This window comes from Xanthobacter aminoxidans, from assembly GCF_043193615.1.
GTDB classification, from domain to species: domain Bacteria; phylum Pseudomonadota; class Alphaproteobacteria; order Rhizobiales; family Xanthobacteraceae; genus Xanthobacter; species Xanthobacter aminoxidans.
The window spans coordinates 1,492,102-1,514,574 of sequence record NZ_JBAFUS010000001.1; the positions used below are offsets into that span (position 1 = coordinate 1,492,102).

Annotated in this window: 23 protein-coding genes; 3 read left to right on the plus strand and 20 right to left on the minus strand. The window is 68.5% G+C overall.

What is annotated here, in order from left to right:
- Nucleotides 1-126: 126 nt before the first annotated feature.
- The 10 genes from V5F74_RS06720 to V5F74_RS06765 form a co-directional block, all read right to left on the minus strand.
- The gene (locus tag V5F74_RS06720; protein WP_029555380.1) at nt 127-1,134 is read right to left on the minus strand and encodes an ABC transporter substrate-binding protein; all 1,008 of its coding nucleotides are present in this window, start codon (nt 1,132-1,134) and stop codon (nt 127-129) included.
- 87 nt (nt 1,135-1,221) lie between these two features.
- Complete coding sequence (locus V5F74_RS06725; protein WP_051678762.1) at nt 1,222-2,892, minus strand: thiamine pyrophosphate-binding protein; 1,671 nt, start codon at nt 2,890-2,892, stop codon at nt 1,222-1,224.
- On the minus strand, nt 2,889-4,619 hold the full coding sequence (locus V5F74_RS06730; protein WP_394006946.1) for an L-aspartate oxidase: 1,731 nt from the start codon (nt 4,617-4,619) through the stop codon (nt 2,889-2,891). Before V5F74_RS06730 ends, V5F74_RS06725 begins: the two co-directional genes overlap by 4 nt.
- The gene (locus tag V5F74_RS06735) at nt 4,616-5,227 is read right to left on the minus strand and encodes a fumarate hydratase C-terminal domain-containing protein (protein ID WP_029555383.1); all 612 of its coding nucleotides are present in this window, start codon (nt 5,225-5,227) and stop codon (nt 4,616-4,618) included. The genes V5F74_RS06730 and V5F74_RS06735 overlap by 4 nt, the downstream gene beginning before the upstream one ends.
- Before the next feature lie 14 nt (nt 5,228-5,241).
- A complete protein-coding gene (locus V5F74_RS06740) occupies nt 5,242-6,114 on the minus strand; it encodes a fumarate hydratase (protein ID WP_029555384.1) in 873 nt (290 codons plus the stop codon).
- 9 nt (nt 6,115-6,123) lie between these two features.
- Nucleotides 6,124-6,855 (minus strand): TSUP family transporter, encoded by a 732-nt coding sequence (locus V5F74_RS06745; protein WP_029555385.1) that lies wholly within the window; start codon nt 6,853-6,855, stop codon nt 6,124-6,126.
- Between the two features lie 2 nt (nt 6,856-6,857).
- On the minus strand, nt 6,858-7,238 hold the full coding sequence (locus V5F74_RS06750) for a succinate dehydrogenase, cytochrome b556 subunit (protein ID WP_394006948.1): 381 nt from the start codon (nt 7,236-7,238) through the stop codon (nt 6,858-6,860).
- A complete protein-coding gene (locus tag V5F74_RS06755; RefSeq protein WP_250168380.1) occupies nt 7,235-7,579 on the minus strand; it encodes a succinate dehydrogenase in 345 nt (114 codons plus the stop codon). Before V5F74_RS06755 ends, V5F74_RS06750 begins: the two co-directional genes overlap by 4 nt.
- A complete protein-coding gene (locus V5F74_RS06760) occupies nt 7,576-8,352 on the minus strand; it encodes a succinate dehydrogenase/fumarate reductase iron-sulfur subunit (RefSeq protein ID WP_394006950.1) in 777 nt (258 codons plus the stop codon). Before V5F74_RS06760 ends, V5F74_RS06755 begins: the two co-directional genes overlap by 4 nt.
- A 90-nt stretch (nt 8,353-8,442) precedes the next feature.
- Complete coding sequence (locus tag V5F74_RS06765) at nt 8,443-9,465, minus strand: ABC transporter substrate-binding protein (protein ID WP_394006952.1); 1,023 nt, start codon at nt 9,463-9,465, stop codon at nt 8,443-8,445.
- 224 nt (nt 9,466-9,689) lie between these two features.
- On the opposite strand from V5F74_RS06765, the gene V5F74_RS06770 reads away from it, so the two are divergent.
- Nucleotides 9,690-10,442, plus strand: a complete 753-nt coding sequence (locus V5F74_RS06770; RefSeq protein ID WP_394006953.1) for a GntR family transcriptional regulator — start codon at nt 9,690-9,692, stop codon at nt 10,440-10,442.
- 33 nt (nt 10,443-10,475) lie between these two features.
- Here V5F74_RS06770 and V5F74_RS06775 read toward each other — a convergent pair whose 3' ends face one another.
- From V5F74_RS06775 to V5F74_RS06785, 3 genes are all read right to left on the minus strand, one after another.
- Nucleotides 10,476-11,300: an ABC transporter permease gene (locus V5F74_RS06775; protein ID WP_245279425.1), complete on the minus strand. Its 825-nt coding sequence runs from the start codon at nt 11,298-11,300 to the stop codon at nt 10,476-10,478.
- 61 nt (nt 11,301-11,361) lie between these two features.
- Entirely contained in the window at nt 11,362-12,132 is a 771-nt protein-coding gene (locus V5F74_RS06780) for an ABC transporter ATP-binding protein (protein WP_024280486.1), read from the minus strand.
- A gap of 354 nt (nt 12,133-12,486) precedes the next feature.
- Nucleotides 12,487-13,284: a GntR family transcriptional regulator gene (locus V5F74_RS06785; protein ID WP_245279264.1), complete on the minus strand. Its 798-nt coding sequence runs from the start codon at nt 13,282-13,284 to the stop codon at nt 12,487-12,489.
- 198 nt (nt 13,285-13,482) lie between these two features.
- Here V5F74_RS06785 and V5F74_RS06790 point away from each other — a divergent pair, with 198 nt between their 5' ends.
- Nucleotides 13,483-14,418 (plus strand): hydroxyacid dehydrogenase, encoded by a 936-nt coding sequence (locus tag V5F74_RS06790; RefSeq protein ID WP_394006954.1) that lies wholly within the window; start codon nt 13,483-13,485, stop codon nt 14,416-14,418.
- Nucleotides 14,415-15,419 carry an Ldh family oxidoreductase gene (locus tag V5F74_RS06795; protein ID WP_394006955.1) on the plus strand — a complete coding sequence of 335 codons (1,005 nt, stop codon included), beginning with the start codon at nt 14,415-14,417 and terminating at the stop codon, nt 15,417-15,419. Before V5F74_RS06790 ends, V5F74_RS06795 begins: the two co-directional genes overlap by 4 nt.
- 88 nt (nt 15,420-15,507) lie before the next feature.
- Here the strand turns inward: V5F74_RS06795 and V5F74_RS06800 are convergent, their stop codons facing one another.
- The 7 genes from V5F74_RS06800 to V5F74_RS06830 form a co-directional block, all read right to left on the minus strand.
- Nucleotides 15,508-16,788, minus strand: a complete 1,281-nt coding sequence (locus V5F74_RS06800; RefSeq protein WP_081837441.1) for a UxaA family hydrolase — start codon at nt 16,786-16,788, stop codon at nt 15,508-15,510.
- An 8-nt stretch (nt 16,789-16,796) separates the two neighbouring features.
- On the minus strand, nt 16,797-17,084 hold the full coding sequence (locus tag V5F74_RS06805) for a UxaA family hydrolase (RefSeq protein WP_029555396.1): 288 nt from the start codon (nt 17,082-17,084) through the stop codon (nt 16,797-16,799).
- A gap of 258 nt (nt 17,085-17,342) precedes the next feature.
- Complete coding sequence (locus tag V5F74_RS06810; RefSeq protein WP_029555397.1) at nt 17,343-18,338, minus strand: alcohol dehydrogenase catalytic domain-containing protein; 996 nt, start codon at nt 18,336-18,338, stop codon at nt 17,343-17,345.
- Nucleotides 18,339-18,364: 26 nt separating this feature from the next.
- On the minus strand, nt 18,365-19,126 hold the full coding sequence (locus tag V5F74_RS06815) for an SDR family NAD(P)-dependent oxidoreductase (protein ID WP_029555398.1): 762 nt from the start codon (nt 19,124-19,126) through the stop codon (nt 18,365-18,367).
- A gap of 3 nt (nt 19,127-19,129) precedes the next feature.
- Nucleotides 19,130-20,443 (minus strand): sulfopropanediol 3-dehydrogenase, encoded by a 1,314-nt coding sequence (locus tag V5F74_RS06820; protein ID WP_029555399.1) that lies wholly within the window; start codon nt 20,441-20,443, stop codon nt 19,130-19,132.
- A 47-nt stretch (nt 20,444-20,490) separates the two neighbouring features.
- Nucleotides 20,491-21,594: an ABC transporter substrate-binding protein gene (locus V5F74_RS06825; RefSeq protein ID WP_250168389.1), complete on the minus strand. Its 1,104-nt coding sequence runs from the start codon at nt 21,592-21,594 to the stop codon at nt 20,491-20,493.
- Between the two features lie 82 nt (nt 21,595-21,676).
- Nucleotides 21,677-22,468: an ABC transporter ATP-binding protein gene (locus V5F74_RS06830; protein ID WP_029555401.1), complete on the minus strand. Its 792-nt coding sequence runs from the start codon at nt 22,466-22,468 to the stop codon at nt 21,677-21,679.
- Between the last annotated feature and the right edge of the window lie 5 nt (nt 22,469-22,473).

The window sequence follows — 22,473 nt, forward strand, 5'->3', positions numbered from 1 at the left end:
ATATCCCCAGCCGTGCCCCTCGCCAAATGCGGCGCAACATCGCGCTCTGCTGCGCCGCACAATAACGGAGAAAATCGAGCGGTGCCAAGCCGTAAGGTGGCGCCACCTCTCCCATTTGACGTCACGTCAGCTTCCGGGCTTGCCGTGCACGTTGGGCAGGAAGAGGTCCTTCCAGCTCTGCGCCGTGGCGGCGATCATGCCGGTGCGGGTCATGAAATCCGCATATTTCTGGATCGCCTGCGGCGTGGTGGTGAAGGTCACCTGCGGGTCGTTCAGGATGCCCTCGATAAGCGCCACTTCGCTGCCGTCGGCGGCGAGGCGAACATAGTCCCGTGCGGCAGCCGACTTGTCGCGGTTGATGATGGCGATGGCCTCTTCGAGCGCTGCGAAGAAGGCGGCATAGATTTTCGGATTGTCATTGGCGAAGCGGGTGGTGGTCCACACCACGTTGAAGGTGGAAGGCTGGCCCAGCACATCGAAGGTGTTGAGCACCGTGTGCACGCCGGGCTTCCTGAGTTCCAGTTCCTGGATCGGCGCGGCGGTGAAATGGGCCGTCACCTCATTGCCGGCCAAGAGCGCCGCCATGCCATCGGGATGGGAGAGCGTGACGGTCAACTTGTCGAGGTCGTTGCGGTGGTCCGGACCCAGCTCCTTCTCCGCCGCCATCTGCAGGAACATGGCCTGCACCGACACCTTCACCGCCGGCAGGGCAATCTTGTCCTTCGCGGTGAAGTCCTTCAGCGAGCGCACATTGGGATTGGACGTATTGAGCAGCAGCGGCATGGAATTCATGGCCGCCGCCGCCTTGATCGGATTCGCGCTATCCTTGGTCTTGGCCCACAGCAGCACCAGAGGCGGCACGCCGCCGGCGGCGAACTGGATGGCGCCGGACAGCAGGGCATCATTCATCGCCGCGCCACCGGCGAGCTTGATGTAGCGGGTTTTCAGGTTCGGCACGCCACGCGCCGCCGCCTCCTTTTCCAGCAGGCCACGGTCTTCCATGATCATCAGCGGCAGATGGCCGAGGCTCGGCTGGCGGGCGATGGTCACGTTGTCCACTTCCGCCACCGCAGCTGACGTCATTGCGGCGAGCATCACGAGCGCGCCCGCCAGCTTCCGTTTGAATGCGATCATCCTTGAGCCCTCCGTCTGCGTTTCCTCACCCGTCTTAAGGGCGTCGCCGGGTCTGATGCCCGGATTGGGTCTTGGGCGGCTTCAAGTTCAGCCGCGACGGATCACCGGAGCGGGGACGCCCTCGATCATCACGTTGATCGCTGCGGGAAGCCCGCTCGCGTGGGCCTCGGCGAGGGCATCCGGCAGGTCGGCGGCGTCGGTGACGAGGGCGCCATATCCGCCCAGCGCCCGCACCACCTCGTCATAGCGAGTGGGGAGCAGGTCGCAGTAGCGGGTCCGCCCGGCGCCATAGGTGCGCAGCTGGATCTGGTGCTCGGCGTTCCAGCGGGCGTCGTTTCCGATGACCGCGATGAAGGGCGCCCCAACGCGTAGGGCGGTGTCGAACTCCGCCATGTGGAAGCCGAAGGTGCCGTCCCCCATCACCGCCACCACCGGCGCCTCCGGCCGCGCGAGCCGGGCCGCGATGGCGAAGGGAATGGAGGCGCCGATGGTGCCGGACACGCCGTTGATGATGCGGTTCTGCGTCTTGACGATGGCTTGCGGCCACTGGCCGATCTCGCCGCCGTCGCACACCAGCGTCCCGTCGGGATGGCCGGCGAGGAAATCGCGCACCGCGACGCACAGCTCCACCGGATGGATACGACCCGAGGCAGCCCGCGCATTCGCCCAGGCCGCCGGCAGAAAGGCCAGCGCCTCCCGCGCCCGCGCCAGCCAGGATGCACGGGCCGCTGTGGCGGCGGGCGGGGATACGGCGAGGGCGGCGAGCACCCTGCCGGCCTCTCGTTCCACGCGCTCCACAAGGAGCGGACCTTTCGCCTTGGCGGCACGCGCCAGAAGGTCCGGGTCCGGGTCCACCACCGCGAAACGGCAGGACGTCGCCACCGCGGGCGGCGCGCCGAACTTGAGGGTGAAATCCAGCGCCTTGCCAAGCAGCACCACGAGATCCGCCTCGGCCAGAAGCTCGGCAAAAGCGCCAAGGCCGGGATCGTTCACCCCGCGCGGGCTCTCCATACCGATCACCGGAACGCCCGTGGCGGCTTCCAGCCGCGCCATGGCGCCCCGCCCGCGCGGCGTGCACAAGGCGGGACCGCACAGGATGAGCGGCCGGTCCGCGCTCTCAAGCAGCGCCGCGAGGCGCCCTGCGATGACCTGCGCGTCCGGCGTGGCGGTCGGCTCTCCGATCGTCACGGCCGGCTCCGGCGCGATCAGCCGCTGCTCCAGAAGATCCACCGGCAGCGCGAGATGAACGGGGCCGGGCCGCCCCTCCCGCGCGATGCGAATGGCCCGGGCGATGTCGGTGCCGAGCGCTTCGGCGCTCTCCACCATCCACGAGGCCTTGGTCATGGGCCGCGCGACGGCCGCCTGATCCATCTCCTGAAAGGCGCCCCGGCCCAACTCGCCGATGCCGGCCTGACCGGACAGCAGAAGCACCGGGGATTCCGCCCCCAGCGCCGTGAACAAGGCGGCCGCGCCGTTGGATAGGCCCTGCCCGCCGGTGACGAGCGCCACGCCGATCTCACCGGTCAGGCGCGCATGGGCATCCGCCATGTGCACCGCCGCCGCTTCCTGGCGCACGTGCACAAGGGCGATGTCGGTCTCCAGCAGCGCATCATAGATGGGCATGATGTGGTTGCCGGACAGGGAAAAGATCCGCTTAACCCCATGCGCCTCAAGCGCGCGGACAACGAGGTCCGCACCGCGCGGGGCGAGGTCCCGCTGCACGTTGGGGGGCACGGCGGCATTGGGTGCGGGGCTCATGCGACGTCCTTCAGCAGGCTCTGGCCGGGCGCGACGCGGGTGAAGGCCACCGCGGCCGTGGAGATGTCGAGGCGGCCCGCCGCCTGCCGCACCAGCGTGTAGCGCGAGGTATCAAGGTCCGACGTCTCGGGGAAGTCCTCGCGGAAATGGGCGCCCCGGCTGTCCTCGCGGGCAAGCGCTGCGGCAGTGATGGCCTGGCTGACCAGCACCAGATTTTCGAGATTCAGCCGGTCCATCCAGGTGAGGTTGTAGCGGCGGTCGCCATCCGGCGCGCCGGCGCGGGAGACGGCATCGCCGAGGGCACCCAGCGTCTCCTGGGCGCGCTTCAGCCCCTGCGCCGTGCGCAGGATGCCCACGTCGTTCCACATGGCTTCGTAGAGCGCCTCGCGGATGGCGGGCAGGTCCCGCGCGTCGCGGCCCAGCGGAGAAAAGGCGCGCTCCAGCGCGTGTTCCATGGCCGCCGGGTCAGGATCGGCCAAGGTACGCCCGCGCTCCACCTCCCGCGCCATGGCATCACCCGCAATGCCGCCGAACACGGTGGAGTTGGCGACGCCGTTGCCGCCGAGGCGGTTGGCGCCGTGCACGCCGCCCGTATCCTCGCCGGCCGCGTAGAGACGGGGCATGGCGGTGCCGCAATTGCCGCCGAACACCACGCCGCCCATCATGTAGTGGGCGGTCGGGATCACCTCCACCCGCCCTCCGGCGAGGTCGAAGCCGCAATCGGCGCAGCGCTCCACCATGCCCTTGAAGGTCTTGCGCACATGATCGGGGCCGAGATGCCCCATCTCGATGTGCACGCCGCCATGGGCGGTGGCATAGCCGTCGCGGATGCGGCGCATGATGGAGCGGCTGACGATGTCGCGGGTGGCCCGCTCGCCGCGCGGGTCATAAAGGTGCATGAACCGCGAACCGGTGCGGTCGGTGAGCCAGCCGCCGGCGCCGCGCAGCCCCTCCTCCAGCACGGTGCCCGTCATGCGCGTGCCGGGGCCGGCGAGGAGGCCGGTGGGGTGAAACTGCACCATCTCCATGTCGCGCAGGGCGAGGCCGGCACGCAGGGCCATGGCGAGCCCGTCGCAGGACTTGTCGCCGGAAGGGGTGTGGTACTTGTACATGGTCGGGCCGCCGCCGGTGGCGAGCAGCACCGCGCGCGCCTTGACCAGCACCGGAACGCCGGTGCGCATGTCCAGCATGAGCACCCCGGCGAGGCCGGAGCCGTCCGCGGCGGGGATGAGGTCGAGGGCGCGATGGTCCTCCATGCGGTTCACGTCACGCCGCCACACCTGTTCCATGAGGCGGTTGATGATCTCGATGCCGGTGAGGTCGCCCTTGTGCACCGTGCGGTCGAAGGTCTGGCCGGCGAAGGCCTTCTGGTGGACGCTGCCATCCGGGTTGCGGTCGAAGAAGCAGCCGAATTCCGTCTCCAGCTCGCGGATGCGCACCTGCGCCTCGGTCACCAGCGTCCAGGCGAGGTCCTGGTCGTTGAGCCACTTGCCGCCTTCCACCGTGTCCATGAAATGGCGCTCGACACTGTCGCCGGGGGCAAGAGCCACGTTGTAGCCGCCCTGCACCATGCGCGTGCAGCCGCATTTGCCAATGAGGCCCTTCACCGCCACCGTCACGTCGAGGTCGGGCGCCGCCTTCTTGGTGTGGAGCGCGGCGAACAGGCCGGCTCCACCCGAGCCGAGGATGAGGACGTCCGTCTCGCGGACCGCGACCGAGGGAGTCATTCGGAGGCTCCGATGCCGGCGAGCACAGCGTCGCGGCGACTGGCGACATCCGCCTGCACTTGGGCGAAGAGCGAGCCGCCGTGGGCGTCCATACCCACCAGCAGTGGCCCGAAATCACGGATGCGGAATTTCCAGAGGCTCTCGGGGTGGAGATCGTCCATGTCCACGTCCTCGATCTCCTCGATCCACGTGGTCTCCAGCGCTGCCGCGCCGCCGACGATGGCGAGATAGGCGCCGCCCAGATCGCGGAAGGCCTCCAGCGTCGCCGGACCCATGCCGCCCTTTCCGACGATGAGGCGCACCCCTTCGCGCTCCATGAGCGGGCGGGTGAAGCGCTCCATGCGCATGGAGGTGGTGGTGCCGATGCAGAAGGGGGTGTAGCCGGCGGGCGCGGCGGGGGATTTCTCCACCCGGTGCACGTTGGGCGCGGTGTGGATCACCGCATGGCCCTTGAGATCGAGCCGCGTGGTGCGGCCGCGGTCGAACATGTGGATCTGCGTGGCGTCGCGGATGCCGAACAGGGTGCGCTGGAGCGTCACCGTATCGCCGACCTTCAGGGCGCGGACCTGATCGGCATCAACCGGCATTTCAAGGACATGGTGGGCCATCGGGGCGCTCCGGATCAGCTGAAGGCGATGCCGCCGGGGGTGAAGGTGGCCCGCGCGCGGCGGGCGGAATGGCACTGGATGTTCACCGCCACCGGGTTCTGGGTGATGTGGGTGGCGGCCACTTCCACATGAACGGCGAAGGCCGTAGACCGCCCGCCGAGGCCCTGCGGCCCGATGCCCAGCTCGTTCACCGCGCGGGACAGCTCGGCCTCGATCTTCGCGCCTTCGGCATCCTCGCACACCGTGCGCAGGGGCCGCGTGGCGGCGATCTTCGCGAGGTGCATGCACAGGTCCGAGGTGCCGCCGATGCCGACGCCGACGATGGTGGGCGGGCACACCCGGCCGCCCAGCTCGATCACCCGGTCCACCACGAAGCGCTTCACGGCTGTGATGCCGTCCGAGGGCAGCAGCATCTTGAGGAACGAGCCGTTTTCCGAGCCCGAGCCCTTGGGGATCATCTCGATGGAGACGGTCTCCTCCCGGTCGTCGAAGTCGATATGGATCACCGGCACGCGGATGCCGCAGGAATTCTGGTCGTTCTTGCGGGTGATGGGATGCACCACCGACGAGCGCAGGGAGTTTTCCTTGGTCGAGCGCGCCGCGCCGCGACGCACCGCCGCCTTCAGCCCGGCCCCGTCGAAGGCCACGTTGCGGCCGATGGTGATGTTGTAGATGGGAATGCCCGTGTCCTGGCACAGGATGTTGCGGGTGCGCTCGGCGACCTTGATGTTCTCCACCATGGTGCCGAGGATGGCCTGGCCGGTCGCGTCCGTCTCCGTGCGCTGGAGTTCCGAGAAGCCGGCCTTGATGTCTGGCGGCAGCAATTGGAGCGCGCGCAGATAGAGGTCGGCGCAGATCTTTTCGACTTCGTCGAGGTTGAGGTCCATGGGGTGCTCCTAGAAGACCAGCGCCAGACCCGAGAGCAGGATCATCAGCGACAGCATCTGCTTGAATGCCTTCTCGTTCAGTCGGCCGTAGATCTGGAGGCCGAGCACGGCGCCGATGGCGAGCGGCGGCAAGGCGAGGATGATGAGCAGCCAGGAGCGCCCGTCGATGCCCACCACCCCCACGGCTGCCAGCGTCACCACATGCGCGAACAGGATGAAGGGCTGGTACACCCCGCGCGCCACCTCCTTCGGCCAGCCGCGCAGCTGGGTCCAGATGGTGGGAACGACCCCCGAATAGCCGCCGAGGCCGCCGAGGATGCCGCCCACGAAGCCGATGCCCGCATTGGCCCACCGGCCGCCTCCGCCGATCACCGGAAGGCGCGGGGCGAGGAGCGCGTAGAGGGCATAGGCCGCCATACCGAGGCCCAAGGCGAGCTTCAGCGGGGCGGGGTTCACCGCCGTGAGGACCAGGACGCCCAGCGGCACCCCCACCAGCGCACCGACGAGGAAGGGCGCAAGACGCACACCGTCGATGGACCGGCGGATGGGCCAGACCAGCGTGAGATGCAGGATGCTGCCGCAGGCGACGATCAGAGCGGTGGTCTGGATCGGATCGAGCGCGTGCAGCCAGATGGCGGAGGCGGCGAGGGCGAAGGCAAACCCTGCCCCGCCCGCCGCCAGCGCACCCAGAAAGGCGCCGGCCCAGAGAATGGAAAGGGTCGCGAGCGGAATGCCGAGCATGCTCACCACCCGCTCAGCAGGAAGAGCAGCCCCACGGCGAGCCCTGTCGCGATGGCACCCGCCACCACCCCGGCGGTGTGGCCACGGAAGGAGAACCACTCGATGGCCAGCACCCGGAGGCCGAGGGCCATGTGCACGGCAAGGGCGCTCACGAGGCCCCATTCGGCGATCTTCACCAGCGGGTTGTGGGTGACGGCCAGAAAGCTGTCGAGCGCACCAGCCCCCGAGAGTGCGGTGCCTAGCGCGATGAAATGCATGGGCAAGAACACCGCCAGCGCCACGCCCGACAGGCGATGGAGCAGCGCCGCGATGAAGCCCGGTTTCAGGTGGGCAGCCTCGCGCAGGCCGGGGCGGGTCGTGGAGGTGAGGGTGGACGGCTTCACGGCACCAGTCCTCCCGGCTGATAGACCGCCAGCGCAGCACGCAGCCCCAGCACCAGGATGGCGGCAGCGAAGGCGAGCATGGCCATGTCGAGGGAGCGCGAGCGCCAGCCGGTCCATTCACGGATCACGCTGCGCAGGCCGATGGGGGCATGAATGGCGGCGGCGCAGACGAACACACAGTAGAACGCGAGGAACCAGCCGTTGCCCGCCGTCCGCGACAGGATTTCCGCCGCGCTGAGCCCGCCGCGAACGGCGTGCACCATGGTGGCGAGGTGCAGCGCCACCGCGAGCGCCAGCACCGCGGCCGTGCCGCGCTGGGCCATGTAGAGAAGGGGATTCATGACTTCACCAGCAGCGCGAGGAGGCGGCCGAGGGGCGAGGGCGCGGTGGCGCGCTTGAGGCCCGCGATGGCGTAGGTGGGCGCCAGATCCTTGGGGCAGAACTCGGTGCAGCTCATGTGGCTGTGGCAGGAGTGGCAGCCCACGTCCCCGGACACGGCGGCGAGCCGCGCCGCATTGCCCCGGTCGCGCTCGTCATTCACCAGAGTCCAGGCGCGGTTGAGGGCGGCGGGGCCGAGATAGTCCTTGTTCCAGGCCACCACGTCGCACGCGGAATAGCACACGCCGCAATTGATGCATTCGACGCCGGCGTCGGCGGCCCTCCGCTTCGGGCTGTCGGGCCGCACCGGCGCGAAATCCGCAGGCGGGGCCTCGCCCGGCTCGAAGGCGCCGTGGGCGTCGCGCCATTTCTCGAAGAAGGGGACCATGTCGACGGTCAAATCTTTCACGATCGGCAGGTTGCGCAGGGGCTCCAGCACAAGGATGTCGCCGTCCAGAGCCTCGGAAACCCGGGTGCGGCAGGTCCAGCGCGGCCGCCCGTTCACCACCATCGCGCAGGAGCCGCACATGCCGACCCGGCAGGCGAAGCGATAGGAGAGCGTCGGGTCCTGCGCGCGCTGGATCTCCGTCACCACGTCGAGAACGGTCTGGCTGGCGCGGCGCGGCACCGCGAAGTCCTCGAAGGCGCCGTCGGCCTGGCCGCGCCACACGCGGACGCGCAGGGTCTCCTCGGCCGGCGCTGCCGCCGGCCGCCCGTTCTGGCTCGTGCTCGTCATGTCGTTCGTCCTGAAGGCTTCTTGAGACGCCGCAGGCTGCCGCCCGCGACGGGAAGGCACGCGATGGCCGCGCGCCGGCCAAGGAGATGTTCAGCCCCCCGGCGCACCGTGGATGGCGGGGAAGAAGATGTCCTTCCAGTCCTTGGTGGTGGCCCCGACGAGGCCGGCCCGGTGCATGTAATCGAGATAGGACAGCACCTTCTTCGGGGTGGTGGTCCACTCGTTCTCCGGCGACTTGATGATGGCCACCGCCTCGTCCACGCTCATCTTGGAGCCCTCGGCCTTGATCCACAGCGCCGCCATGGCGGCAGGATCCTTGCGGATCAGGGCATTGGCCTCCTCCAGCGCGGCGAGGACGGCGGCGAGGGCCTTGGGGTTCTCGGTGGCGAACTTCTCGGTGGCCCAGATGACGTTGAAGGTGTGCGGCCCGCCGAGCACCTGATAGCTGTCCAGCACCTTGTGGGCGCGCGGGTCCTTCAGCTCCAGCTCCTGGAAGGGGGAGGAGCCGAAATGCGCGGTGACCTCGGACTTGCCGCCCATCATGGTGAGCTGGGCGTCCGGGTGGCCCATCGAGACGGTCAGGGAATCCAGCTTGTTCTGCTGACCCGCGCCGAAGGCCTGCTCGGCGGCCATCTGCAGCGTCACCGCCTGGATGGAGGTCTTCACCGCCGGCAGGGCGATCTTGTCGGCGGAGGTGAAGTCCTTGATGGTCTTCACGTTCGGGTTCACCGAGACGAGGTAGAGCGGCATGGCGTTCAGCGCCGCGATGCCCTTCACCTTGAGATTGCTGCGGGTGCGAGCCCAGATGGTGAGCATCGGCCCGACGCCGCCGGCGGCGATATCCAGATTGCCCGAGATGAGGGCCTCGTTCATGCCCGAGCCGCCGGTGAAGCGCAGCCATTCGGTCTTCAGGGCAAAGCCCTTGGCGCTCGCCTGCTTCTCGATGAGGTTCAGTTCCTCCATCACCGTCATCGGCAGATAGGAGATGCCGAACTGCTTGGCGAGGCGGACCGTTCCGGTTTCCGCGCGCGCCGTCCCTGCGGCGAGCGACAGCGGAACGAGGGCAAGCGCTGCGGCGGCGAACACAGCCGCGCGTTTGAAGAAGAGACCCATTGCGTTCTCCCTGGTGGCAGACTCCCTGGCGCCTTGCAGCCGGCACGCCTGGGGCTGCCTTTGCCGCGCGCTCAAGGCGTGCGGTCTTGTTTTCGTTTCGGGATCAAAGGCCGATGGACATGTCCGCTCGGCTTCGATCCGGCGCGCGACCATTTTCCGATTGAGTGTCGGCAGGGGCAGAGTACCCTCGGCAAGACAGGTGTCAATAGTCTTAGGTCATATATATGACATCGGAATCTATCACCCCCACGAACGCCCGGGCGGCCGCCATCGAGGCGCGGCCGCTCTACCAGCAGACGCGCGACCTGCTGCTGAAGCGCATCATCGATGGCGTCTGGAAGCCCGGCGGCTACCTGCCGAGCGAGCAGCAGCTCTGCGGCGAGCTGGGCGTGTCCATCGGCACCATCCGCAAGGCCACCGAGGAATTGGTGATCCACGGGCTTCTGGAGCGCCAGCACGGACGCGGCACGCGGGTGGTGCCCCACTCCAGCGCCAAGTCGCGCTTCCGCTTCCTGCGCTTCGTGCATGGGGATGGACGCCCGCTCGATCCGGTTGCGCATCTCCTCACCCAGACCGTTCGCGCGGCGAGCGCCGAAGAGCGCCGGCAGCTCGATCTCGATGCCAACGGCAAGGTGCTGGCGCTCACGCGCATCCGCAGCGAGAAGGACCAGCCGCTGGTCTACGAGCGCCTGGCGCTGCCGGCGCAGACCTTCGCCGCGCTGGGGCTGGAGACCGGCGAGGATATCGTGGAGGAGGTCTACGTCTTCTATCAGGAGCGCTGCGGCGTCACCATCATGCGCACCGAGGACGAGGTGGGCATGGCGGTGGCGGATGCCACCATGGCGCAGCATCTCGGCATCGCGACGGGCGCCCCGGTTCTGGAGGTGCGGCGCGTCGCCCACGCCCTCGATGGGCGGCGCGTGGAATATCGCGAGAGCTTCACCGCCCACCTCAAATACAGGACCGCCCTCGAGTGAGGGCGGTCCGTGCTTCGCACGTCGCGGCGCCGCTCAGGCCTGCATGCCCCAGCGCTGGATGGTGTGGCGCTCGATGGTCTGGAAAATCAGGTTTTCCACCACGAGGCCGATGAGGATGACTGTGAGCAGACCGGCGAACACGTTGGCGATATCCAGCATGTTCTTGTTCTCGAAGATGAACCAGCCGAGACCGCCGGACCCCGACGACACGCCGAACACCAGTTCCGCCGCGATCAGCGTGCGCCATGCAAACGCCCAGCCGATCTTCAACCCGGTGAGGATGGAGGGAAACGCCGCCGGGATGAGGATGGTGGCGATGAAGCGCGGCCCCCTCAGCCCGTAGTTCCGGCCCACCATCTTCAGCGTCCGGCTCACCGAGAGAAAGCCGGAATGGGTGTTGAGGGCGATGGCCCATGTCACCGAATGCACCAGAACGAAGACGAGGCTGGCAGTGCCGAGCCCGAACCAGATCAACGCCAGCGGCAGCAGCGCGATGGCCGGCAGCGGATTGAACATGGAGGTCATGGTCTCCAGGAAGTCCGTGCCGATGCGCGAGGCGATGGCGAGCGCGGTCAGCACCGCCGCCAGCGTGATGCCGATGGCGTAGCCCATCAGCAGCACCCGGAGCGATCCCCACGCGCGTTCCGGCAGCACGCCGTTCATCACGTTGGCGAAGAAGGCGGAGACTGTGGCGCTGAAGGTGGGAAAGAGCAGGTCGTTGTTGAGGACGCGCCCGTAGATTTCCCAGGCCAATGCCAGCGCGGCGAGAATGATGAGCTTGCGGAAGAAGCTCCAGTTGTAGAGCAGCTCCCAGGTGGAAAGCGGCTTTTCCACCACCGTCATGGCGTCGGCCGGCATGTCCTCGCGATAGATTTCCGGACGCGGCTCGGTGATGGGAATGACCTTCAGGGTGGCGACCTCAGGCATCGATGATCTCCTTCGCCTCGTCGGCGAACAGCATGTGCTGGATGCGCTGCTCGAGGAGCGCGGCGTCCTTGGGATCGGTGGTGCTGTTGATCTCGGCCTTCACCCGGCCGGGATGGGGCGAGAGCAGGAGGATGCGGTTGCCGATCTTGATGGCCTCGGCAATGGAATGGGTGACGAACAGCACGGTGAAGCGCGTGTCCGCCCACAATTGCAGCAGCTCGTCCTGCATCTTCCGGCGCGTCAGCGCATCCAGCGCAGCGAAGGGCTCGTCCATCAAGAGGATGTCCGGTTCCATGGCCATGCCGCGGGCGATGGCCACGCGCTGCTTCATGCCGCCGGAGAGCATGTGCGGATAGGTGTCCGCGAACTTGGTGAGGTTGACCTTCTCGATGTAGTGCATGGCCCGCTCGTCCGCCTCCTTGCCCTTCAGCTTGCGGGCGGCGGTGAGGGCGAAGGCCACGTTCTGGCGCACGGTCTTCCAGGGCAGCAGCTGGTCGAATTCCTGGAACACCATCATGCGGTCCGGCCCGGGGGCGCGGATCACCTGCCCCTTGAGGCGCATCTCGCCCTCCGTGGGCGTGATGTAGCCGCCGACGGCCTTCTGCAGGGTGGATTTCCCGCAGCCGGACGGCCCCAAGAGGATGAAGCGGTCGCCCTCGAGAACGTTGAAATCCACCCTGTAGGTGGCGGTGACGAGTAGATTCGGCGTCTTGTACTGCAGCGTTACGCCACTCACCTCCAGAAGAGGTTTCTGCGAACCCATGCATCCCTCCCTTGGGACCTGTCGCCGCGGCCTTTATTGGCCGTTCTGGCGAGGCGTCGTTTCTGCTCCCGGTCTTCATGGGGCCTGACCACCCTTGGCGGGGCGGCAGGCCTTGTCGTGTCTGTTGGGATCCCGCGGTCGGGGCGAGCGAAATGGCGCATCCGCCCCGCCGTTCTTCGGCTCTTCCTGCTGGCCGCGGACGCCTGTCGCGCCGCCTCAGGTGTGATGACGATAGACAAGGCCGGTAGGCCTGTAAAGGTCATCTACTATCATATATAAGACATAAGTTTTGTCGCGCCACGCCCACGGCCGCCTCACGCCGCAAGATCCAACAGGATCAATGATTTGTGAAAATCAGGTCAGGTCGGAGAGATAGTGGAAACCGGCTGTCAGGCAGAAGCTGATGCGCCATTCCACCGGCGTGCCGTCGAGCGAATAGGCGAGGCGGTCGATCAGCAGCACCGGCGCGCCGGGCTCCACATTGAGCATCGCCGCAGTGTCGGAATCCGCGCCGACGGCCTTCAGCTGCTCCCGCGCCCGCGCCACGGTGATGCCGTAGCGCTGCGCGTAGAGGCCGTAGAGATTGTTCGGCACGGGCGCATCGGCGAGGCCTGGGAACATCTGGTCGGGCAGGATCAGGCTCTCGATGATGAGCGGCGCGCCGTCGAACGTGCGCAGGCGGCGGATGCGCAGGACGCGCCCGTTGCGCGGCAAGGCAAGGGCGCCGCATTCGGCGGCCGTGCCCTTGGCCCTCTCGATGCCGAGCACACGGCTTTCGGGAAAGTGGCGCTCCCCGTCATCCCCCACCAGCTTGAAGAACTGGAACAGGATGCGCTCCTCGTCGTGGCGGGCGACGAAGGTGCCCCGGCCCTGCCGGCGCACCACGATGTTCTCCGCCGCCATCTCGTCCAGCGCCTTGCGCACCGTGCCCTGGCTGACCCCAAGTTCCGCGGCGAGCTGGATCTCGCTGGGCAGGGGCTCTCCGGGGGCCCACACGCCATCCACCATGCGGCGGATCAGGGTCTCGCGGACCTGCCGGTAGAGCGGCTTGGATTCGAGTCCTTCGCCCTCGCCGCGATGGGCGGCGCCGGCCGGGCTTCTCTCCTGCGCCCTGCGGGGCTCGGCCCCGGCGGCAATGCTTGGCTTGCTCACGATGGTCTTGCCCCCTGGTCCGGCGCGTCCGTCTCCGACGCTTATAGGTGCGGCTGGCCTGGCTTGCATCTCTCCCCGTGGAGCTTGCAACGCCCGTCAGTCTCATATCTTATATATGATAACGGAATAGAAGCGCACGCAATGCCCTCGTTCCGCGCCCAGAACGACAATATCCGAAAACGACAACCGGAAACGCCCATGCCCGACATCGTCGTCACCGAGTTCATGGACGAGGCGGCGCTCGCCGCGCTGCGCGGCCGTCACAAGGTCCATTACGACCCGGCACTGGTGGACCAGCCGGACGCCCTCCACGCCCTTCTCAAGGACGCGCGCGCCCTCATCGTCCGCAACCGCACGCAGGTGCGCGGGGCGCTGCTCACGGCGGCGCCCCGGCTGGAGGTGGTGGGGCGGCTCGGTGTCGGCCTCGACAATATCGACGTGGAGGCCTGCCGCGCCCGCGGCATCGCCGTGCGTCCGGCCACTGGCGCCAACGATCTGGCAGTGGCCGAATATGTCATCTGCGGCGTGATGATGCTGCTGCGCGGCGCCTACCATGCCTCCGCCGAGGTGGCGGGCGGCGCCTGGCCGCGCACGCGCCTCATGGGGCGGGAAACGTCCGGCCGCATCCTCGGGCTCGTCGGCTTCGGCGCCATCGCGCGGGAGACGGCGCGGCGCGCCGTGGCCCTGGGCATGGACGTGATCGCGAACGATCCCTTCCTCGATGCCGACAATCCCGCCTTCGCCGCGAACGGCGCGCGCCCCGCTTCGCTCGACGCAGTGCTGCGGGACGCCGATGCGGTGAGCCTTCACGTGCCGCTGACCGCCGAAACGCGCGGCCTCATCGGCGCCGACGCCCTCGCCCGCATGCGGCCAGACGCGGTGCTCATCAATGCCGCGCGCGGCGGCGTGGTCGACGAGGCGGCTTTGGCCGAGGCGCTGAAGGCGGGCCGGCTCGCCGGCGCCATGCTGGACGTGTTCGAGACGGAGCCCCTGCCCGGCGGCGGCCCGCTCGAGGGGGTGCCGAACCTCATCCTCACGCCGCACATTGCGGGCGTCACCGTGGAATCCAACGTGCGTGTCAGCGAGGCGGTGGCCATCGCGGTGGCGCAGGTGCTTCAGGAGAAGGCGGCATGAGCGAGCAACTTTACCTCCACGCGGCCCGCGCCCTCGCCCGCGCGGTGCTGATCGCGGCCGGCGCCAGTCGAGCGGCGGCCGAGGCCACCGCCGAGGCCCTGGTCGCGGCAGACGCGGACGGCATCGCCAGCCACGGCCTCTCCCGCCTGCCGGCCTATGCGGACCAGATCCGCTCCGGCAAGGTGAAGGGACAGGCGGAGCCGACGCTCGAATGGACCTCCGTCTCCACCCTGCGGGTGGATGCGCGCGAGGGCCTCGCCTTTCCCGCCATCGCCGCCGGGCTCGATGCCGCCGCAGGCCGCATCGCCGAAAGCGGCATCGTCGCGGTTTCGGTGTTCGCCTCGCACCATGCGGGCGTCATGGGTCATCATGTGGAGCAGATGGCGGAACGGGGGCTGGCCTCCCTCGCCTTCTCCAACTCACCGCAGGCCATCGCCCCGTGGGGCGGGCAGGCCGGGGTGTTCGGCACCAATCCCATCGCCTTCGCCACCCCGCGCAAGGATGCCGCGCCCCTCGTCATCGACGCCTCCCTGAGCAAGGTGGCGCGGGGCAAGATCATGGTGGCCGCCCAGCGCGGCAACCCCATTCCCGACGACTGGGCGCTCGATGCGCAGGGCAACCCCACCACCGATCCCAAGGCGGCGCTGGCCGGCACCATGCTGCCCATCGGCGATGCCAAGGGCGCGGCGCTGGTGCTGATGGTGGAGATCCTCGCCGCCGCCCTCACCGGCGGCCAGTTCGGCTTCGAGGCGGCGTCCTTCTTCACCGCGGAGGGCCCCTCCCCCGCCATCGGCCACCTGTTCCTGGTGATGGACCCGGTGCGGTTGGGCGGGCCGGACTATCTCGTCCGGCTCGAACGGCTGCTCGGTGCCATCCTGGGGCAGGACGGCACGCGCCTGCCCGGCGAGCGGCGGCTGAAGGCGCGAGCGGTGAGCGAGGCCGAGGGCATCACCATCCCCGCCGACCTGCTGGAAGACCTGCAGCGCCGTTCCGCCGCTTGAGACCGGAAACAGAAAAGGGCCGCCGGCAAATCCTGCCGGCGGCCCTTTTTGTGAGCGGAGAAGGCGGCCGCTCCCGGCCGCCCTGCCCTCACGCGCTGCGGTAGAGCTTGGTCATCACGAACTCGCGGTGGCCGAGGGATTCAGCCGCCGTGAGGCGTCCGTTGGCGGTGCGCACGATCATGTCGATGAGCGCGTCGCCGGCCTCCGGAATGGTCATCTCCCGGCGCAGCACGCCCGACACGTCCACGTCGATATGCTCGCCCATGGTGCGGATCGTGCGCGGGTTGCCCGAGATCTTGATGACCGGGACGATGGGATTGCCGATCACGTTGCCCTGCCCGGTGGGGAAGGTGTGGATCACATAGCCCGCCGCCGCCATCAGCGTCACGCATTCGGCCGCCGCGGAGGAGGTGTCCATGTAGTAGAGGCCGGGGCCCTTGGCCGGAGCCTCGGCCGGCTCGAGGGCGTCGATGTAGCGGCACTCGCGGCCGATCTTCTCGAGATTGCCCAGCGCCTTCTCCTCGATGGTGGTGAGGCCGCCGGCGATGTTGCCCTTGGTGGGCTGGCTGTCCGAGAGATCGTCGGTCTTGTGGGCCTCGATCACGTCGTCCTGGTAGGACTTCCACATCTTGAACCACTTCTCGGCCACTTCCGGCGTGGCCGCGCGCTCCTTGCACAGGTGCTCGGCGCCGGTGATTTCCGAGGTTTCGCCGAACACGCCGTAGATGCCGTGCGGGATCAGCTTGTCGTACATGTTGCCCACGGTGGGGCAGGAGGACAGGCCCGTGGTGGTGTCGCTCTCACCGCACTTGGTGGAGATCCACAGGTCGGAGATGGGACAATCCTCCTGCGGCAGCTCGTTGGCCCACTGCACGAAGCGCTTGGCTTCGTAGGAGGCCTTGGCCACGGTGGCGATGTCGCCGTTGAGCTCGATGCCGAAGCCCACCACCGGCTTGCCGGTCTTGGCGATGCCCTCGACCACGCGGTTGGTCCACTGGTCCTCGATGCCGATCACCACCACGGCGGCGACGTTCGGGTTGGAGCCGATGCCGATGAGGGTGCGGAAGTGGATTTCCAGATCCTCACCGAACTGCAGGCGGCCATAGGCATGGGGCAGCGCCATGGTGCCCTTCACATGGGCGGCCACCGCCTCGCAGGCGGCGTTGGAGAGGTCGTCGAGGGGCAGGATGACGACGTGATTGCGCACGCCCACCCGGCCGTTCTCGCGGCGCCAGCCGCGGACGGTGGCGTTGGCATAGTCGGCCGAGGCGAGCGCCTTGGGAGTCGCCTTGGTGATGAGCTGGTCGGGCGCGCCGCCGCGGAAGGGGTTGGGCGCGGTCTGGGCGTGGAACATGGCGATGTTGGACATTTCTTCCCTCACCAGCGCTTGGTCTTGGCATTGTGGATGTGGACGTGCTCGCCCTTGGCGATGTCGGCCTTGGCGATGCCGATGTCCTGGCCGTACTTCCAGATGGTGTCCCCGGCCTTGATGTCCGTGAGGGCGACCTTGTGGCCGATGGGCACGTCCATCTTGGAAGTGAGGTGGAACGCCGAATTGTCGTGCGTCACCACGCACAGCATGTCGGTGCCGGCCTTCAGGCCTTCCACCACGACGACACCCACGGTGTCCTTCTTCTCGTGAACCAACAGTTGCGGCGCACTCACGCTTGCCTCCTCCTTGTCGTCTCGGCCGGCTTGTGTCGGCCAAGTCTTATATAAGATATAGTACATAAAACTGCGAACAAAACCCTGTCAAGCGGCCCGTCGGGTCCCGGCGTTCTTTCTGGTTTTTCGAATGAAGAGCGGGCCTGAATGAAGGGCGGGGCTTGGCCGCGCGGCACCGACGCCTGCACCGGAGCCGCAGACGGGGACAGCATCGAGGGATGAGGAAAGCGCCCCGGACCGGCCGGGGCGCGTCGGCGGTCAGAGCCGCAGGACGATCTTCGCCGCGCCGGTGCGGCCGGCATCGATGTCGGCGAAGGCGGAAATGGCCTCCGCGAATCCGCGCTCCTCGATCCAGCCGAGGGAACCGAGGCGCCCAGAGGCGAGCGCGTCCACCGTCGCCCGGAAGTCGGCGGGCGTGTAGCAATAGGTGCCGGAGACGATGATCTCCTGAAGCGTGATGCGGCGGATGTCGAGCCCCTCCGTGCCGGGCAGAAGTCCGGCATGGACGATGACGCCCCCCGGCCGCACGAGCCGGCAGGCCGCGGCGCGGGTCGCGACCGCGCCCACTGCGTCGATCACAAGATCGATGCTGCCGTCCTTCGGCTCTCCGCCCTCCTCCGGCGCGTAGCAGCGGAAACGGCCGGCGCGCTCCACCGTGGCCCGCCGCGCCGCGTTGGGCTCGGCGACGAAGATCTCGGCGGCTCCCTGCATGGCCATCACTAGCGCCGCAGCAAGGCCGATGGCCCCACCCCCGAGCACGAGGCAGCGGGCGGCGGACAGGGGCATGCCCAGAAGGCGCGCGCCCTGGTTCACCGCGTGGTAGCTCACCGCCACCGGCTCGGCGAGCGCGGCATGGGCGACGGGGAAATCGTCCGGGATGGGCACCAGATTGCGCTCCGGCACCCGCACCAGCTCGGCGAAAGCGCCGGGGCGCGGCGGCATGGAGAGGATCTGCCGGTCGGGGCACAAATGCGCGCGCCCCGCCTCGCAGGCCGGGCAGGTGCCGCAGGTGACAAGCGGATTGACGGTGACACGCTGTCCCGCCCGTGGCCCGGAGGCGATGCGCCCCGCCGCCTCGTGGCCCAGCACCAGCGGCGCCGGGCGCCGCGTGTCGTGCCCGTGATAGGCGTGCATGTCCGAGCCACAGATTCCCACCGCCTCCACCCGCACCAGCACTTCGTCGTTGGCAGGAAGGGGCTCGGGCTCGCTGCGGAACTCCAGCCGGTGCGGGCCGGTATAGACCAGAGCTTTCATGGATGGGGCTTTCATCTTGCGGCGCGCTACTTGGCGGTGAAGCCGCCGTCCACCGCCAGCACCTGGCCGGTGACGTAGGCCCCGGCGTCGGAAGCGAGGAAAACGGCGGGACCCACCAGATCCTCCAGCCGCCCATTGCGGCCAATGGCGGTCTGGGCCGCATTGTGGGCGGCGCGCGCCTCATCCTCGAACACCGCCTGGGTGAGGGCGGTGGGGAAGAAGCCCGGAGCGATGGCATTGGCGGTGATGCCATGCCGGGACCATTCCTCCGCCATGGCCCGCGTGAGCTGGGCGACGGCCCCCTTCGCCGCGCCATAGGGCGCGGAATTGGGAAAGGCACGGAAGGATTGCAGCGACGCGATGTTGAGAACGCGTCCCCACCCCCGCCCCGCCATGGCCGGCGCGAGCTTCTGCACCAGCATGAACGGCGCGCGCACATGCACCGCCATGTGCAGATCGAAGGCCTCCCGCGTCACGGCGCCAAAGGGCTGGCGCAGGTTCATGCCGGCGGCATTGACGAGGATGTCGATGCCGTCGCCGGCCGCTTCAGCCAGACGCTCGGCCCCGTCGTCCGCCGCAAGGTCGGCGACGATGGCCCGGGCGGCGATGCCGTTGCGGGCGAGGTCGGCGCAGGCGGCATCCAGCTCCGCCGCGCGGCGGGCGGCGAGGACCACGCCGGCCCCCGCCTGCCCCAGCCCCGCAGCGATGGCGAGGCCGATGCCGGAGCTTCCGCCCGTCACCAGCGCGGTGCGGCCGGAAAGGTCGAACAGGGAAGACAGATTGAACATGGCTCAGGCGTCCACCGGCACGCCCATGTCGAAATTGTGCCCGGGGAAGTATTTGGCGAGACGGTAATCCCCGGTGCGGGCGTGCGCCTCCATGCCTTCCAGCCGCGAGATGCGGGCCGTGACCTGGGCGATGGTCTTGCAGGCGTCCCGGCTCATCTGCTGCCAGGTGAGCGGCTTCAGGAATTTGTGCACCGACAGCCCGGCCGAATAGCGGGCCGCGAACTTGGTGGGCAGGATGTGGTTGGGGCCGGATGTCTTGTCGCCGAACGCCACCGTGGTCTCCTCGCCGAGGAAGAGCGAGCCGTAATTGGTGAGGGCCTCGCGCCACCAGCCGAGGTCGGCGGCGTGGACCTCCAGATGCTCGGAGGCGTAGCGGTCGGACACCTCCACCAGCTCCTCGCGGGTGTCGCAGACGATCACCTCGCCATAGTCCCGCCAAGCGGCGGCGGCTGCATCACGCGCGGTGGGCGGCAAATCGGCGATGAGGCCGGGCACGCTGCGCATCACCTCATCCGCCAGCGCGCGGGACGAGGTGAAGAGCCATGCGGGGCTCTCGTGACCGTGCTCGGCCTGGCCCACGAGGTCCACCGCCACCATCAGGGGATCGGCGGTCTCGTCGGCGATCACCGCCACCTCGGAGGGGCCGGCGAACACGTCGATGCCCACCTTGCCGAACAGCATGCGCTTCGCCTCGGCGACGAACTTGTTGCCGGGGCCGACGATGATGTCCGCCGGCTTGCCGGTGAACAGGCCGTAGGCCATGGCGGCGATGGCCTGCACGCCGCCCAGCGTCATCACCACATCCGCCCCGGCCACCATCATGGCATAGAGCACGTAAGGGTGGATGCCGCCGCCCCGGTAGGGCGTGGAGCAGGCGACCACGGTGCCGACGCCCGCTGCCTTCGCCGTGGCGACGGACATGTAGGCGGACGCGATGTGAGCATAGCGCCCGGTGGGCACGTAGCAGCCGGCGACATTGCAGGGCACCAGCTTCTGTCCCGCGGTGAGGCCGGGCAGAAGCTCCACCGAGAAGTCCTTCACGCTCTCGCGCTGGGCGTCGGCGAAGCGGCGAACCTGATCGGCGGCGAAGGCGATGTCGCGGCGCACCTGATCGGGCACCTCGCGGGCGCGGCGCTCCATCTCCTCGCGGGTGACGAGGATGGGGCCGTCCCACTTGTCCAGCTTGAGGGCATACTCGCGGACCGCCTCCTCGCCTCGGCGCTCGATCTCGCCCAGCATGGCGGTGACGACCTCGCGGGCCGTTCCCGTCTCGGTCTCGGGGGTCTTGCTCGCGCGCTTCAGGTATTCGATGGCCATTTCAATGCTCCATGGCGCCGGGGAGGAGACGTCCTGCCGTCCGGGCTCTAGTTGGTCGTGTCGAATTCGGTGGCGAAGGCCTTGAGCTTGGGGTCGGCCGCGACCCTCCGCATGAAGCTGTCGTCCACGTAGGACTTGGCCTCGGGCGCCGCGGGAATGGTGCCGACTTCCGCCATGAAGGCGCCGATCCGGCCGAGCCAGCCGTCGAGGGCGGACGGTCCCTTGGCGCGATCCATGAGGCGGAGCTGTTCGGTGAGCGCGAAGGTCGGCCGCAGGGCGAACTCCTGGTCGATGGCGGAATCCGAGGCCTCGACGCCGCCGATGGCATAGAAGGCCTTGGTCATGGCGTGCGCTTCCTTCGGATGCGCCTTGGCCCAGCCCCAGGCCCGCAGATAGACGGCGGCCACCTTGGCCACGAGGTCCGGATGCTCCTTGGCGAAGGCGGGACGCACCACCAGCGCGCCGGGCACGATGGCGCCGGCATCCGCGCCGGAGCACAGCACCTTGGCGCCGGCCTTTTCTTCCAGCGTGTAGGTGTAGGGCGCCCATACCCCCACCACCTCGGAAGTGTTGGCCATGGCGGCGGAGATGATCTGCGCCTGACCGAGATTGACGAACTGCATGTCGGAAGATTTCAGCCCCCATTTCGCGAGGCAGTTGCGCGCCGCATAGTCCGCCGTGGAATTGGTGGTGAGCAGCAGCTTCAGGCCCTTCAGGGCGGACGGATCCTTCTGCAGCGCCGCCACCTTGTCGGCGCGGGTCATCAGCGCGTTGGTCTTGGATTCGTCATTGGTGATACCCACCGTGACGAGCCCGAAGCGCGCCGCGCCCAGCACGGCCGGGACCGAGCCGGTGCCGCCCACATCCCACGAGCCCGCCTGCGCCGCCGCCACCTGCGGCGCACCCGCCGGGAAGGTGACGAAGGTCGCGTCGAGCCCGACCTCCTTCCACCAGCCCTTCTCGGTGGCGATGTAGAAGGGCAGAGCCCAGTAGAGCGAGGGCTGGTAGGAGATGCTGATCTTGGTCAGCCCCTCGGCCCGTGCCGGTGCGGCCGGAGCGACCAGGGTTGCCGAGAGGGCGGCGAACGCCGCCGCGAGGAAGGTGTGCCTGCGCGCGGGGCGTTCGAACGGCGTGTCCTTGACCTTGGTCATGCGTGTCTCTCCCTGGTGCTGCCGGTGGTCCGGCCTGTTCTGGAGCGCGCGCCGGGGCGCCCTGCTCCCTTTTTCGACGCCGTCAGTGCGCGGCACCGGTCTTTTCCTCGCGGAGCGATCGCCAGATGTGGGTGCGCAGGTGGACGAAGGATTCGAGGTCCATCACGTCCTCGATGCGGCTGTAGCGCTCCCAGCCCTCGGCCTCGCGGATCGACTTCACGTCCACGATCTCCTTCAGGCGGCCGGGGCGGCGGGTCATGATCGCCACCCGGTCGGCGAGATAGACCGCCTCTTCCACGCCGTGGGTGATGAACAGCACCGTGCGCGGATTGCGCCGGGCGAGGCGCACCAGCTCTTCCTGCATCACCACACGGGTCTGCGCGTCGAGGGCGCCGAAGGGCTCGTCCATCAGCAGCACCTGGGGATCGAGCACATAGGCGCGGGCGATGGCCACGCGCTGCTGCATGCCGCCCGAGAGCTGGTGCGGATAGGCGCCCTCATAGCCATTGAGGCCGATCAGCTCGACCGCCTCCATGACGCGGATGCGCCGCTCCTCGCGGGGCATGTTCCGGTTGCGCAGGCCCAGCTCGATGTTCTCGACCACCGTCTTCCAGGGGAAGAGGGCGAACTGCTGGAACACCACCGCCCGGTCCGGCCCCGGTTCGCGCACCTCGGCATTGCCCACCAGCACGCGGCCGGAGGTGGGAAACTCGAAGCCCGCGGCGAGCCTCAGGCAGGTGGTCTTGCCGCAGCCGGAGGGGCCGACGATGGCGAGGAATTCCTTGTCGGCGATGGCAAGGTCCACGTCGTCCAGCGCCTTCACCTGGCCGGCGCCGAAACTCTTGCTCACGGCATCGAAGCGGATGGAGCTCATCTTGT

Coding starts and splice junctions, on each gene's coding strand:
- V5F74_RS06820 (WP_029555399.1), bottom strand. CDS start 20,443: ATGGCCATCGAATACCTGAAGCGCGCGAGCAAGACCCCCGAGACCGAG.
- V5F74_RS06800 (WP_081837441.1), bottom strand. CDS start 16,788: ATGTCCAACATCGCCATGTTCCACGCCCAGACCGCGCCCAACCCCTTC.
- V5F74_RS06815 (WP_029555398.1), bottom strand. CDS start 19,126: ATGTTCAATCTGTCTTCCCTGTTCGACCTTTCCGGCCGCACCGCGCTG.
- V5F74_RS06770 (WP_394006953.1), top strand. CDS start 9,690: ATGACATCGGAATCTATCACCCCCACGAACGCCCGGGCGGCCGCCATC.
- V5F74_RS06760 (WP_394006950.1), bottom strand. CDS start 8,352: ATGACGAGCACGAGCCAGAACGGGCGGCCGGCGGCAGCGCCGGCCGAG.
- V5F74_RS06765 (WP_394006952.1), bottom strand. CDS start 9,465: ATGGGTCTCTTCTTCAAACGCGCGGCTGTGTTCGCCGCCGCAGCGCTT.
- V5F74_RS06790 (WP_394006954.1), top strand. CDS start 13,483: ATGCCCGACATCGTCGTCACCGAGTTCATGGACGAGGCGGCGCTCGCC.
- V5F74_RS06780 (WP_024280486.1), bottom strand. CDS start 12,132: ATGGGTTCGCAGAAACCTCTTCTGGAGGTGAGTGGCGTAACGCTGCAG.
- V5F74_RS06755 (WP_250168380.1), bottom strand. CDS start 7,579: ATGAATCCCCTTCTCTACATGGCCCAGCGCGGCACGGCCGCGGTGCTG.
- V5F74_RS06830 (WP_029555401.1), bottom strand. CDS start 22,468: ATGAGCTCCATCCGCTTCGATGCCGTGAGCAAGAGTTTCGGCGCCGGC.
- V5F74_RS06795 (WP_394006955.1), top strand. CDS start 14,415: ATGAGCGAGCAACTTTACCTCCACGCGGCCCGCGCCCTCGCCCGCGCG.
- V5F74_RS06735 (WP_029555383.1), bottom strand. CDS start 5,227: ATGGCCCACCATGTCCTTGAAATGCCGGTTGATGCCGATCAGGTCCGC.
- V5F74_RS06725 (WP_051678762.1), bottom strand. CDS start 2,892: ATGAGCCCCGCACCCAATGCCGCCGTGCCCCCCAACGTGCAGCGGGAC.
- V5F74_RS06810 (WP_029555397.1), bottom strand. CDS start 18,338: ATGAAAGCTCTGGTCTATACCGGCCCGCACCGGCTGGAGTTCCGCAGC.
- V5F74_RS06745 (WP_029555385.1), bottom strand. CDS start 6,855: ATGCTCGGCATTCCGCTCGCGACCCTTTCCATTCTCTGGGCCGGCGCC.
- V5F74_RS06720 (WP_029555380.1), bottom strand. CDS start 1,134: ATGATCGCATTCAAACGGAAGCTGGCGGGCGCGCTCGTGATGCTCGCC.
- V5F74_RS06825 (WP_250168389.1), bottom strand. CDS start 21,594: ATGACCAAGGTCAAGGACACGCCGTTCGAACGCCCCGCGCGCAGGCAC.
- V5F74_RS06730 (WP_394006946.1), bottom strand. CDS start 4,619: ATGACTCCCTCGGTCGCGGTCCGCGAGACGGACGTCCTCATCCTCGGC.
- V5F74_RS06775 (WP_245279425.1), bottom strand. CDS start 11,300: ATGCCGGCCGACGCCATGACGGTGGTGGAAAAGCCGCTTTCCACCTGG.
- V5F74_RS06740 (WP_029555384.1), bottom strand. CDS start 6,114: ATGGACCTCAACCTCGACGAAGTCGAAAAGATCTGCGCCGACCTCTAT.